The following is a 13,814-nucleotide window of genomic DNA, read 5'->3' as shown; positions in this document are numbered from 1 at the left end:
AGCAAGCTTAGAACAAGCAAAATTGATTAAACATAGTTATTCTATATTTTTTTAATTTTGTGATGTTATCAGTTTGCTAATGAGCTCCCGAAGGGCGAGAATTTAAAGACTCATATGCCGCGTTATTGATTTTGACAAGATTCCTACATGGATGTAGGACATTAGGGTAACGCAGGAGCAGTTACCGAGAATAACCATTCTCTTCAATCAATGCCTCGCCTACATGGATGTAGGTGCTTAGGTTCAGTCTAGAACTATGAACCTGTGCCTCTAAGCCTTTAAATTCTCGCTAAGTGAGCAATAAATTAATCCGTTTGGTATTAGCTAACGTGTTTTAATTCGTTAACTGTAGATAGCTTAGTTTTAGACAACTGAGCTTTAAACAACTCATTTTAGCCAAGAGGCACTTAATATATTATCAGTTTCCGTTGGGAGGTATTCTTTACAAACAAAGTACCCAATTACAGCAACAAGTTCTTCATTGTAATATAAGAAAGGTAAACGTTTACGTTCCCAAGTAGGTAGTTCTAGTTCTTGTAAAATCTTTTTTAATGAACGCGAATGTTGTCGGTAATCTGGCGTACAAGTGGGATTGTTATGAGAAAAACGAATACTTACTGTTTGATTTATAAGTGGAGCAACAATACCTTGGCTCGCCTTATTTTTATCTTCGCCTTCCTGCTCATGTTCTTGTTCTTGTTCTTGTTCGTGTGCAGCAAAATTAATACGGTTAGATAAACCTTGAAGTTCAAATGTTAATTGACCTAAACCATCAGGTAATTCAATAAGAGTCTTCGATGATAACGTAAGTTCATCTAACTTGATTGGCAAAATCACTTCAGTAATATCTTGTAGTTCACCTGTAAGATAAACATTGTCCTTGAAACGTCTTAACCAATAATCCCCAACTTTAACAGCTGGTGTTTTATCTGTTTTAGCAAACAGTTGGCTTTGTAATTGTGCTAATTGTGCGGTGCTCGGCATCAAGCCGTCATGACTACTGAGAAAATAGCGAATAAGGTTATTAAAACGCGCTGGTGATAGTGCTTGTAGTTTAGTTAACGACAAACATTTGTCCGCGGTTTGAATACTATGTAAATCTTGTTGTGCTAATTCAACCAAGAGTGATTCAGCTTCTTGGCAATGCTCAGCACTTCGATTAATGGTTTTTAAAAAGCTTGGCCATCTATCGGTGATTTTAGGCATAACATGGTGACGAATAAAATTACGATCAAAACGAACATCATCATTTGATTCATCTTCAATCCAAGAAAGTCCATTATCGTGCGCATAAGCTTCTATTTGGCTTCTAGAAAGATTAAGTAATGGTCTTGCTAGTAATGCGTCTCCAAAAGCCATTGTGTGCTTCATGGCTGATAAACCTTTAAGACCTGAGCCGCGTTTTAACGCCAACAAAAAAGTTTCAGCTTGGTCATCACTATGATGCCCAGTGAGAACAATCACATTACTGAGTTTTTTTTCTGTAATTAAGGCTTTTATCGCGTCGTATCTTGCGTCTCTAGCAAGCTCTTCAATACTTTGTTGTGCTTTAATATTTATATGAACACGACAAATATCTAAAGAAAATTGACGTAAATCACATTGCTCTTTAGCAAAGATTTCCCATTGTTCGGCGTTTTCGCTTAATCCATGATTAACATGACAAACACTGACAGAATTAGAAATATGAATTGCGTTATCTGATGAATGTTTTTTAATATTTGCTAAAGCGTGCAATAGAACTTGAGAATCGATACCACCGCTATAAGCGATAATAAGATGTGAGTCAGGGTAAGAAGTTAAAAAATTATGTAGAGTGGATTCTAATGACATGCGGATTAGCTTACTCTTTGGTACGTTCTAGAATATAAACTAGCTTTAACTCATCATATGACTCGTTAAAGCTAGAAAATTATTCAGGCTGTTAAATTAACAGTAACCGTAAGACATTAAACGATTGTAACGTGCTTCAATTAAGTCTTCTTTAGATAAGTCAGTTAACTCAGCTAAGTTGCTTTTTATTTCTTGCTTCAAGCATTCAGCCATAAAATCCATATCTCTATGCGCGCCACCTAAAGGCTCTTCAACAACATTATCGATTAATTCTAATTCTTTAATACGATGTGCAGTTATACCCATAGCTTCAGCTGCTAATGGTGCTTTTTCAGCGGTTTTCCATAAGATTGAAGCACAACCTTCTGGAGAAATTACTGAGTAAGTAGAATATTGCAACATGTTAACTCTATCGCCAACACCAATTGCTAAAGCACCACCAGAACCACCTTCACCAATTACAGTACAGATGATAGGAACAGTTAAGCGCGCCATAACTTTTAAGTTAGTTGCGATAGCTTCTGATTGACCACGCTCTTCAGCGCCAATACCAGGATAAGCACCTGGAGTATCAATAAACGTGATGATTGGCATATTGAAACGCTCTGCCATCTTCATTAAACGTAATGCTTTACGGTAACCTTCTGGACGAGGCATACCAAAGTTACGTTTAACTTTTTCATTAGTAGAACGACCTTTCTGATGACCAATGATCATTACAGGCATACCGTCTAATCTTGCTGTACCAGCAACAATAGCTCTATCGTTTGCGTAAGCACGATCACCTGCTAATTCATCAAACTCAGTAAACATACGCTCAATATAATCAAGTGTATAAGGACGTTGTGGATGACGTGCCACACGTGCTGTTTGCCAAGGGTCAAGATTAGCGAAAATCTTTTTCGTTAATTCTTTGTTTTTGCCGCGCAACTGGTTAATTTGTTCTTCAAGATCTAAATCAAGTACTTGCCCAGAATTTACCGACTCTAATTCTTTAATTTTCGCTTCAAGCTCAGAGATTGGCTGTTCGAAGTCTAAAAAATCTAATGACATGTTAATTTTTACCTAAGTCTTTGAGCTGTGTTAGACAACTCTTATTTAAATTGTAACGCTAAGCACTCTTCACCAAGTAGTGTCCTTAGTTCATGCAATAAAGCATCTTCTGGAGTAACTCGCCATTGTACGCCTAATTCAAGCATTCCGTGCGCTTCTTCACGCTCGTAAAATACCCGTATAGGGCAAGTACCATCTTTAAAAGGAGACAGTACCTGAGAAAAACTTTCTATAAAATTATTATTAATAGCTGTACGTTTAACATTAATATCGAGAGATGTGACATAGTTTTCTCTTGCATCAGCAATGGTCATTATATCTCGGGCGGTCATTGTAATGCCACCAGAATATTCATCAAAGCTGACCAGTCCACTACATACTAAAATAGCATCTGCAACAAGTAACTCGGCAAAGGTATCATAATCATCAGGAAAAAGTCGAATATCAATACGTGCACTTTTGTCATCTAATGTAACTAATGCCCATTTACGACCACGTTTATTCACCATAATTCTTACGCCTAACACCAAACCGACAGCAACTGTGGTCTTATCTTTATTGGTGGGTTGCATACTAACTAAGCGACCACTAGCGTAATGTTTTATTTCAGACAAGAAACGATTTATAGGGTGACCTGTTAGGTATAACCCTAAAGTTTCTTTTTCGCCATTTAACCAAACTTCTTCTGGCCATTTAACAATGGTTTTAAACGCTTGCCTGGTATCTTCAGGTTCTTCATTAATTAAACCAAATAAATCATCTTGACCTAATGCTTGTGCTTTTGCATGCTGATCAGCAGCTTTAATGGCTTCAGGTAAGGTGTCAAACAAGGCAGCTCGATGCGGACCTAAATTGTCCATAGCACCTGCTTTCACAAGTTTTTCAAGTACCCTTTTATTGGTTTTCTTAAGATCTAAACGTGCACAAAAATCAAATAAATCAACAAAAGGGCCGCCCTCTTTACGCGCTTTTATAATCGCTTCTATCGGGCCTTCACCAACACCTTTAATAGCACCAATGCCATAAACGATTTGATTATCTTCATTTACCGTAAACTTATAATGACCTGCGTTAACGTCAGGTGGAAGAATATCAATATTCATGTTTCCACATTCATCAACTAGTGTAACAATTTTATCGGTATTATCCATATCAGCAGACATTACAGCAGCCATAAACGGCGCAGGGAAATGGGTTTTCATCCACAATGTTTGATATGAAACTAATGCATAAGCTGCTGAATGTGATTTGTTAAAACCATAACCAGCGAATTTTTCCACTAAATCGAAAATCTTCATGGCTAATTCGCCATCAACACCACGATCTTTAGCGCCTTGCTCAAAACCTGCACGCTGCTTTGCCATTTCTTCTGGTTTTTTCTTACCCATAGCACGACGGAGCATATCTGCTCCACCTAACGAGTAACCCGCTAAAACCTGTGCTATTTGCATAACTTGTTCTTGATACAAGATAATGCCGTATGTAGGTTCTAGTATCGGTTTAAGGTCTAAATGTTGCCATGTTTCATCAGGATAACTAACCGCTTCACGACCATGCTTACGCTCGATAAAGTTATCAACCATGCCTGATTGCAATGGACCGGGTCTAAATAAAGCTACCAGTGCGATGATATCTTCAAAGCAATCGGGTTTTAGTTTGGCGATTAATGATTTCATACCACTTGATTCCAATTGGAATACAGCAGTGGTTTCAGAATTTAGCAGAACTTTAAAACTGGCAGGATCTTCAAGATGAATACGAGTAATATCAATCGGTTCTTTACCCGCTTTTAATAACTTTTCATCTGCCATTTCGATCGCCCACTGTAAAATAGTAAGCGTTCTTAAACCTAAGAAATCGAATTTAACTAAACCTGCATCTTCAACATCGTTTTTATCAAACTGTGTAACAGGGTTTTTACCTTCGTCATCACAATAAAGTGGTGCAAAATCAGTAATGGTTGTAGGTGATATAACAACACCACCCGCATGTTTACCCGCGTTTCTCGTCGTACCTTCTAATATACGACACATGTCGATGAGATCTTTTACATCAGAATCTTGCGCATAAACTTCAGGTAACTTAGGCTCAATTTCAAAGGCTTTAGCCAATGTCATCCCTGGATCTCCAGGAATTAATTTTGAAATACGATCAACAAAGCCATAAGGATGACCAAGTACACGACCCACATCACGGATCACCGCTTTCGCAGCCATCGTACCAAAGGTAATAATTTGAGATACAGCATCACGACCATAAAGTTCTGCTACGTGATCAATAACTTCATCACGCCTATCCATACAAAAATCGATATCAAAATCGGGCATTGATACACGTTCAGGATTTAAGAAACGTTCGAAAAGCAAATCGTATTCAAGAGGATCTAAGTCAGTAATTTTTTGAGCATAAGCAACTAATGACCCTGCCCCTGACCCACGTCCAGGACCAACAGGAATATTGTTATCTTTACTCCATTGAATAAACTCCATTACGATCAAAAAGTAGCCAGGAAAACCCATTTCGTTCACTACTTTTAGCTCTATCGCTAAACGTTCATCGTAAGGTTTACGTTTTTCTGCAAAATCTGGCGCATCTTTATCAAATAGAAATTCAAGTCGTTCTTGCAAACCTTCTTCAGAAACTTTAACTAAAAAGTCTTCTATCGATAAACCTTCAGTAGGAAAGTCAGGTAAAACATATTCACCTAAGGTTACTGTTACATTACAGCGTTTTGCAATCTCAACACTGTTAGCTAATGCTTCTGGAATATCTGAAAATAGCTCACACATTTCCTCTTCAGAACGTAAATATTGTTCTTTGCTGTAACGTTTTGGACGACGCTTGTCATCTAATGTGAAACCGTCATGAATCGCAACACGTATCTCATGTGCGTCAAAGTTTTCTTCTTTTAAGAAAACCACTTCATTAGTAGCAACAACAGGAAGTTGGTATTTTTCAGCCGCTTCTACAGCTAAATGTAAATAGGTTTCTTCGTTTTCTCGACCCGTGCGAATAAGTTCTAAAAAGAAATTGTTATGAAAATTCTCTTGATAAAAAGAAATCATTTCACCAACTAATTCCATGTTCCCTTTGGTTAAGGCTTTACCTATATCACCTTCTCGACCACCTGATAAAAGAATTAAACCTTCAGAGTAATCAACTAACCAGCTTTTATCGATAACCGCTCGGTCTTGAATATGACCTCGAAGATAAGCATTAGAAATAAGTTCGGTGAGGTTTTTATAACCTTTGTTATTAGATGCCAGCACAACAAGGCGAAATAATTCGCCTTCTAACTCGTCACTTTTAACCCAAAAATCACAACCAATAATTGGCTTTATACCTGCGCCATGTGTCGCATGATAATATTTAACTAAACCACAAAGGTTGGTTTGATCTGTAATAGCTAAGGCAGGCATGCCTAAGTCTGCTGCTCTAGCAACAATAGGCTTAACTTTATTTAAGCCATCGCACATAGAGAAATCGGTATGAAGTCTTAAATGGACAAATTTAGGGTCTTTAGCAACAGGCTCTAAGCTTTCTGCTGCCATAAGTTCAGTAGAACCGTTAGATGTTTCAGGTGTATTATCAGACATTAAGGTTTGTTAACCCCTTGCTCTTGAATAACTTTTGCTACAGGTTTGAAACTGGCTCGGTAACAATCTAAAACACCATGCTCAATAATTTTTTCTAAATGCGCTTTGGTTGGATAACCTTTATGCTGAGCAAACCCGTATTCTGGATGTAACTTATCAAGCGCCACCATTTCTTCATCACGGGCAACTTTAGCTAAAATAGAGGCCGCACTGATTTCAGCCACTCTATCATCACCTTTTACCACGGCTTGTGTATCGACTTGACCATTCTCACTTAAAAATACAGGGCATCTGTTGCCATCAACTAATACAAAATCAGGTGTGACCTTAAGCCCTTGTACTGCTCTCTGCATGGCTAACATGGTGGCGTGAAGAATATTGAGGGTATCAATTTCTTCAGGGGTAGCTCTACCTATTGCCCAAGCAATAGCATTTTTCTTAATTTCTTCAGCCAATATTGGGCGTTTTTTTTCAGAAAGCTTTTTAGAATCTTTTAAACCTTCAATAGGATTATCGGGATCAAGTATTACCGCTGCAGTAACTACATCACCAACTAATGGTCCACGACCCACTTCATCTACGCCTGCAATACAGTAAGCTAAAGGATATTCAAACGGAGGAAAAATAACTTTAGGTTTTTTAGCTGGCTTCTTTTCAGGCTTTGCAGTGATGGTTTCACTCATGACTCTATTAACTCGCTCATAATTCTATTAATTCAATTACTGCTTGTGCTGCTTTTTCACTGGCATCTTGTTTAAGGCTATGATGAATTTTCATAAATTTATCATTCAAACTAGATTGATCTTCATTTAAAAACTTTTGTAGCAACGGTACTATTTTTTCTGGAACCACTTCGTCTTGCAGTAGTTCAGGTACTAAGGTTTCGTTAGCTAACAAGTTAGGCAACGAAAACCATTTAAGCTTAACTAACCATTTAGCGAGCATATAGGTAATAAAGTTAAACTTATAAGTGATAACCATAGGACGTTTAATCAATGCTGCTTCAAGTGTTACTGTTCCAGAAGCTGTTAATAAACAATCACTAGCTGTCATTACTTTATGAGTTTGATTAATAATAATTTCAATAGGTAAATTTGGCGCTATTTCATTTTTAAGAGTAATAAATTGCTCAGCTCTTTTTTGACTGATCATCGGAGCAACAAATATTAAGTCTTTATCTTGTTCTGCGAGTTTCAAAGCACTTTGTAAAAAAGGTTCAACTAACTTGGCAAGTTCACCACCGCGACTTCCAGGCATTAATGCGAGAATTTTACGGTCATGAGGTAAGTTAAGGCTGTCTCTGGCTTCTGATTTATTAGAAATTAACGGGATGTCATCTGCTAACGAATGTCCAACAAACGTACATGGGACATTGTGCTTATCATAAAATTTCTTTTCAAATGGTAGTAATGATAAAACCATATGAGTTGCGCGTGCTATTTTAAAAATACGTTTTTCACGCCAAGCCCAAACCGAAGGACTGACGTATTGCACTGTTTTAATGCCTTTCTGTTTTAATTTTTCTTCTAAAGTTAAATTAAAGTCAGGTGCATCTATACCAATAAACACATCAGGTTTATTGTCAGTAAAGTATTGTAAAACACTTTTTCGGACATGTAATAGGCGCTTTAAACGCCCTAAAACCTCAACAATGCCCATAACAGAAAGCTCATCCATAGCGAATAAACTTTCAAAGCCTTGATTAAGCATTTTAGGACCACCAATGCCAACGAACTTAGCATTAGGATAGTTACGTTTAAGCGCGATAATCAAACCTTCGCCTAAAGTATCACCAGAATGTTCACCAACAACAATACCTATAACAGGCTTTGATGTTGATGGTATATTTTTCTGATTAGTTTCTTCTATAGGATGAGTCACAATATTTCTTATACTCTATAGGCAAAGAATGTGCGGTATTTAACGAATAACACCGCGGCTTGAATCTCGAATAAAATCAGAGAATAAAGTTAATTCAGGCATATTATCCGCTAGCTTTTGAATTTCTTCAATCGCATCATCAGCTGACAAACCTTTTCTGTACACAGCTTTATATGCACGTTTGATAGTTAAGATAACATCCTTATCAAAACCACGACGCTTAAGACCTTCAGAATTTAATCCAAATGGTTTAGCTGGTTGCCCTGACGCCATAACATATGGAGGAACATCTTTTAACACTAATGCATTAGCAGCGATAAAACTATGGGCACCAATATGACAAAATTGATGAACACCTGACATACCACCTAAAATAACATGATCACCTACATGTACATGACCAGCAATTGAAGCGTTGTTTGCAAGAATACAGTGATTCCCTACAACACAATCATGCGCGACATGGGTATAAGCCATAAATAGGTTATTGCTACCTATTTTAGTTAAACTGTTATCTTGAACTGTTCCGCGATGAATAGTACAGCTTTCTCTAAAGGTATTATTATCACCAATAACTAATTCTGTATGCTCACCTGCATATTTCAAATCTTGACAGTCTTCGCCGATACTAGCGAATTGAAAAATACGATTTCCTTTACCGATTCGTGTAGGTCCGTTGATAACAACATGCGAACTAATTACGCAATCGTCACCAATAACAACATTTTTACTAATATATGTCCAAGGACCAATAGTTACGTTTTTACCAATAACCGCACCTGGTTCAATAATAGCTTGTTCGTGAATCATTTTTTCACCACTTATACTGTTTAAATCGGTTTAAAGCTTACGTCTTGCACACATGAGATCAGCTGAACAAACAATTTTTCCGTTTACTTTAGCTTCACCATGAAATTTCCACATACCACGACGTTCTTTCAAGAACTCAACATGCAAATGCATAGTGTCGCCAGGAACAACAGGTTGTTTAAAACGTGCATTATCTATAGACGCAAATAAATACATTTCACCATCTTCACGACCTTCGCTAGATTTAAAACCTAAAATGCCTGTTGCTTGTGCTAATGCTTCAAGTATTAACACTCCAGGGAAAATAGCAAGTTCAGGGAAATGTCCCATAAAGACAGGTTCGTTGAATGTCACATTTTTGATTGCATGAAGGGTTTTACCCGGTTCAAAATCTAAAACACGATCAACAAGTAACATTGGGTAACGGTGAGGGATTAACTCTTGAATTTCATGAACGTTTAACTCATTTTTTTGAGATTCCAATTCATTCTTCCTTATGAAGTAATTTAATTAGCCATATTTTAACAAATAAATACTCTAAATTACTTCTTTTTTTCTAATATTTCAGATTCTAATGTACTTAGGCGTTTTGACATACTATCTAAGCGTCGAATACGAGCATTCATCTTGTTCCACTCTTTATTTGGAGTGACTGGCATACCAGAAGAATAAACGCCTGCTTCATTGATTGATTTAGTTACCATTGCCATACCAGTAAACATACAATTATCAGTTACATTGATATGTCCGTTGATACCTACTAAACCAGCAATAGTACAATTCTTTCCTATAGTCGTGCTACCTGCAATAACACTACATGCAGCCATTGCTGTACCTGCACCTATAGTTACATTATGGGCTATTTGAATTTGATTATCTAAAATCACATTATCTTCAATAATAGTATCGTCTAAAGCACCACGGTCAATAGTCGTACTTGCGCCAACTTCAACATTATTACCAATAATAACGGAGCCTAACTGAGGTATTTTCAGCCATTTACCTTTTACGGGTGCGTAACCAAAACCATCAGAGCCAATAACGGTATTAGCTTGAATTAAGCAACCGCTACCAATCTTAACTTCATGATAAATGCTCACATTAGCCCACATTGCACTATTGTTACCAATTGTTGCATTTCGACCAATAAAACAACCAGCACCAATTGATACATTATCTGAAAGCACTACACCAGCCTCTATAACAGCATTAGCTCCTACAGAAACGTTATTGCCTAAGGTGACTGTTGAATCAATAACAGCTGAAGGATGTATGCTAGTAGAAGGTTTTGGTGTTGTATCAAGTAATTGAGCAGCAAGCGCATAACCAAGATAAGGGTTATCCATGACTAATGCGTTTGTTGGGGCATCTTCTAAACAATCGGCAGTAATAATAACCGCGCTTGCTTTGGTATCATTAAGTTGTTGACGATATTTTTTGTTAGCTAAAAAAGCTATCTGCCCTGGCTGAGCATTCAACAAAGTCGCTAAACTGTTAACTTCACAATTTTCATCGCCGTTAACAGTTGCGCCAATCTCTTTTGCTATTTCAGCCAGCGTAAATGATTTTTCGCTCATCACTAGTTAAGTTTGCTAATTTGTTCTACAACTTTATCTGTAATGCTTGCTTTAGGCTTAGAGAAAACAACTGATTTCTGCTCTAAAATTAAGTCAAATTTATCAGACTTAGCAATGCCATCAATTGCTTGACGAACTAATGCGATAATTTTAGTTGTTTCTTCATTTTGACGAGCACCCGTTACTTGTTGGAATGCAGCAGCTTTAGTTTGATATTCTTGGTACTTAGTTCCAATATCTTTATCAAGCTTGTCTTTTTCTTTTTGTGTTAGTAAAGCACCGTCACGTTGTTTCTTTTCTTGAAAATATTTGATGTCTTTTTCTAACTGTGCAAGTTCCGCTTTTTCATCTTTAAATTCAGCTTCTAGTTTTTGCATCACTACAGCTGTTTGTGGAATTTTACTCATAATTTCTTGGAAATTAACAACACCAATCTTTTGATCAGCAGCCATCGCAGATCCCGCTAATAACATTCCTGATGCTGCTGTTGTCATTACTAAAGATTTCATAAATTTATTCAACTTCTTCTCCTAGATATTTCATTATTTTATTTTAATTGCTGATCATTATAACTATATAGGGATCAATTGTTATTTTAAAAGGTTTGTCCAATATTAAACGTAAAGAATTTTGTATCATCGTCATCTGTAGACTTCAATGTTTTAGCAAAACTAAAAATCATTGGTCCCATAGGTGATAACCATTGTATTGATAAACCTGCTGATGCTTTATAGTTTGTTGGGTCGGCAAAGTCATCAATAAAACTTCTTTGCGTGGCAGATAAATCATCAAATCTATTTAAATCAAACTCAGTATCCCAAACATTACCTGCATCTGCAAAGAAACTTGTACGAACACTGTTAGACATACCTTCATCTAAGAATGGTGTTGGTACAATTAGCTCAACACCGGCCAATACGATGGCATTACCACCTACTGAACGACTAGATATTTGAATAGTATCGCTATCTGAGCTTAAACAACATGCTGTACCAAAAGGTGAAGCTATCGTTGATGAGTTACGATATATCGCTCTTGGACCAACAGTGTTTGTTTCAAAACCTCTTAATGTATCTGCACCACCCGCTCTAAAGTTTTCTTGGAATGGGAAGATTTGATCATTACCATTAATAGTGCCGTAACCATTACCATAACCTGCTTCGAAACGCGTTAAGAAAGTCCAACGTTGATCTTGAGATATAGGGAAATACCATTTGGTATCTAAATTCAACTTAAAGTATTTTAAATCAGAATTTGGTGTAGTTACTTTAAACGTTAACGTTTGATTTGAACCAGCAGATGGGAAAGTACCACGGTTAAGTGTATTTCGCGATATTGCTGCAGATAAATCAAAAGTTTCAAACTTAAGTTTTGCACTTGGATCGTTTGAATCAGCATATAAATCATAAAACACATCAATTTGCTCGTAAGACTGTAAGCGAGAAATCGTTTCATTTTTATAATTTAAACCAAAGTTTAAGCGTATATATTCATTGATTGGAAAACCAAGATTTACACCAACGCCAAACTTTTTACTGTTGTATTGTTCAAGGTTAGCAGCACCGGCATCAAATTCAGTATAGAAAATACTGCCACCGAGGGATACACCATCAGTAGTAAAGTATGGGTCCGTATAAGAAATACTTGCACTTTTCGAGTAGCTTACTGTATTAATACTTAAGCCTAACGTGTTACCTGTTCCTAAAAAGTTATTTTGTTGGATACCTGCGTTTAAGCTAAGTTTTGTTGTATCACCGTAACCTATACCAGCAGTAAAAGAGCCTGAAGGCTGTTCTTTTACAGTGAAGTCAACATCAACTAAATCATCTTCACCTGGAAGTTTATTCGTCTCAAATTCAACATTTTCCATATAAGGAAGACGTTGTAACCAAGCTTTAGAAGATTCAACATTGTTATTAGATAACCATGAGCCTTCCATTTGACGCATTTCACGACGTAAAACGCGATCTGCTGTTACATCATTACCGTTAAAGTTAATGCGGTTAACATAAACTCTTTTACCTACATCAACAGATACAACAAGCTTAACGGTTTTATCTTCTTCGTTAATTTCTGGAATAGTTGTAACTTTTGGATAAGCGTAACCAAAACGAGCAAGAAATTTACTGATCATTTCTTCGTTATAAGTTACTAATGCGCCGTTATATAATTTGTCAGCTCTTAATGGCGTTATCGCTTTAATGGTTTTTTCAAACTCTTGAAATTCACCAATAAACTCAACTTCACTTATCGTGTAAGTTTCGCCTTCTGTTACGTTTAAAGTAATGTAAACAGCTTTTTTATCTGGTGTCATTGAAACTTGAGTAGAATCAACTTTGTACTGTAAGTAACCACGGTCTAAGTAGAAACTTTCAATACTTTCAATATCACCTTGTAAGGTTTGTTTTTGATAGCGATCTTGAGCCATAAAATTCCACCAAGGAGAATCAAATGTTAGCTCAATATTTTTTAATAAATCTTCATCAGTAAATAATTCATTACCAACGATATTAATTTGTTCAATGGCTGCAGCATCACCTTCTTTAAAATCGAAGTTGATTTTTACACGGTTACGCGGCAAATGAGTAATATCTGCATTAACGTCAGCATTATATTTACCTACACTGTGGTAGAAATCTTCTAAGCCAAGCTCGATACCAGAAAGTATAGTTTTATCTAAAGTTTCACCTACTCTGATATTACTATCGTCTAAGCTTTGTATAAGCTGCTCATCTTTTAAGTCTTTGTTACCATCAAAAGTTACTTCACTGATAGTTTCTCTTTCTCTGACTCTAAAGATAAGTGCATTACCATCACGGTAAACGGCAATATCATTGAAATGACCTGACTTGTATAAAGATTTTATAGATTGAGAAATTCTATAATCATTTAGCGTGTCGCCAATATTAAATGGGATATGAGTTAAAGCGGCACCAACAGCAACGCGTTGCAACCCTTTAACTTGAATATCTTCGACTTTAAACGCTTCTGTAGCTATAGCTGGAGTGATAGAACCAGTTAGCATGGTAGCTAGTGCAATTTTTTTTATCATCATAAAATATAA

At 36.6% G+C, this 13,814-nt stretch carries 10 protein-coding genes; all 10 read right to left on the bottom strand.

Annotated features, from left to right (window positions below):
* Positions 1–387: 387 nt before the first annotated feature.
* The 10 genes from tilS to bamA all read right to left on the bottom strand — a co-directional run bounded on the left by tilS (position 388) and on the right by bamA (position 13,805).
* Complete coding sequence (gene tilS, locus ACPUVN_RS03745; protein WP_426369992.1) at positions 388–1,833, bottom strand: tRNA lysidine(34) synthetase TilS; 1,446 nt, start codon at positions 1,831–1,833, stop codon at positions 388–390.
* A 96-nt stretch (positions 1,834–1,929) separates the two neighbouring features.
* Entirely contained in the window at positions 1,930–2,886 is a 957-nt protein-coding gene (gene accA, locus ACPUVN_RS03740; protein ID WP_426369991.1) for an acetyl-CoA carboxylase carboxyl transferase subunit alpha, read from the bottom strand.
* 41 nt (positions 2,887–2,927) lie between these two features.
* Positions 2,928–6,437, bottom strand: a complete 3,510-nt coding sequence (gene dnaE / locus ACPUVN_RS03735) for a DNA polymerase III subunit alpha (protein ID WP_426360574.1) — start codon at positions 6,435–6,437, stop codon at positions 2,928–2,930.
* Between the two features lie 44 nt (positions 6,438–6,481).
* A complete protein-coding gene (gene rnhB / locus ACPUVN_RS03730; protein ID WP_426369990.1) occupies positions 6,482–7,165 on the bottom strand; it encodes a ribonuclease HII in 684 nt (227 codons plus the stop codon).
* 16 nt (positions 7,166–7,181) lie between these two features.
* Positions 7,182–8,327: a lipid-A-disaccharide synthase gene (gene lpxB, locus ACPUVN_RS03725; protein WP_426370548.1), complete on the bottom strand. Its 1,146-nt coding sequence runs from the start codon at positions 8,325–8,327 to the stop codon at positions 7,182–7,184.
* 75 nt (positions 8,328–8,402) lie between these two features.
* Positions 8,403–9,173, bottom strand: coding sequence for an acyl-ACP--UDP-N-acetylglucosamine O-acyltransferase (gene lpxA, locus ACPUVN_RS03720; protein WP_426357950.1), 771 nt, complete (start codon positions 9,171–9,173; stop codon positions 8,403–8,405).
* Between the two features lie 30 nt (positions 9,174–9,203).
* Positions 9,204–9,656: a 3-hydroxyacyl-ACP dehydratase FabZ gene (fabZ, locus tag ACPUVN_RS03715; RefSeq protein ID WP_426369989.1), complete on the bottom strand. Its 453-nt coding sequence runs from the start codon at positions 9,654–9,656 to the stop codon at positions 9,204–9,206.
* Between the two features lie 59 nt (positions 9,657–9,715).
* Positions 9,716–10,750, bottom strand: coding sequence for a UDP-3-O-(3-hydroxymyristoyl)glucosamine N-acyltransferase (lpxD, locus tag ACPUVN_RS03710; protein WP_426357951.1), 1,035 nt, complete (start codon positions 10,748–10,750; stop codon positions 9,716–9,718).
* 2 nt (positions 10,751–10,752) lie between these two features.
* Entirely contained in the window at positions 10,753–11,271 is a 519-nt protein-coding gene (locus tag ACPUVN_RS03705; RefSeq protein ID WP_426357952.1) for an OmpH family outer membrane protein, read from the bottom strand.
* Positions 11,272–11,345: 74 nt separating this feature from the next.
* A complete protein-coding gene (bamA, locus tag ACPUVN_RS03700; protein ID WP_426357953.1) occupies positions 11,346–13,805 on the bottom strand; it encodes an outer membrane protein assembly factor BamA in 2,460 nt (819 codons plus the stop codon).
* Between the last annotated feature and the right edge of the window lie 9 nt (positions 13,806–13,814).

The organism is Pseudocolwellia antarctica (assembly GCF_049933045.1).
Taxonomy (GTDB): domain Bacteria; phylum Pseudomonadota; class Gammaproteobacteria; order Enterobacterales; family Alteromonadaceae; genus Pseudocolwellia.
The sequence above is the reverse complement of the archived record's forward strand: the minus strand, read 5'-3'. Positions and strand labels throughout refer to the sequence as shown.

Coding starts and splice junctions, on each gene's coding strand:
- lpxD (WP_426357951.1), bottom strand. CDS start 10,750: ATGAGCGAAAAATCATTTACGCTGGCTGAAATAGCAAAAGAGATTGGC.
- dnaE (WP_426360574.1), bottom strand. CDS start 6,437: ATGGCAGCAGAAAGCTTAGAGCCTGTTGCTAAAGACCCTAAATTTGTC.
- lpxA (WP_426357950.1), bottom strand. CDS start 9,173: ATGATTCACGAACAAGCTATTATTGAACCAGGTGCGGTTATTGGTAAA.
- bamA (WP_426357953.1), bottom strand. CDS start 13,805: ATGATGATAAAAAAAATTGCACTAGCTACCATGCTAACTGGTTCTATC.
- rnhB (WP_426369990.1), bottom strand. CDS start 7,165: ATGAGTGAAACCATCACTGCAAAGCCTGAAAAGAAGCCAGCTAAAAAA.
- accA (WP_426369991.1), bottom strand. CDS start 2,886: ATGTCATTAGATTTTTTAGACTTCGAACAGCCAATCTCTGAGCTTGAA.
- tilS (WP_426369992.1), bottom strand. CDS start 1,833: ATGTCATTAGAATCCACTCTACATAATTTTTTAACTTCTTACCCTGAC.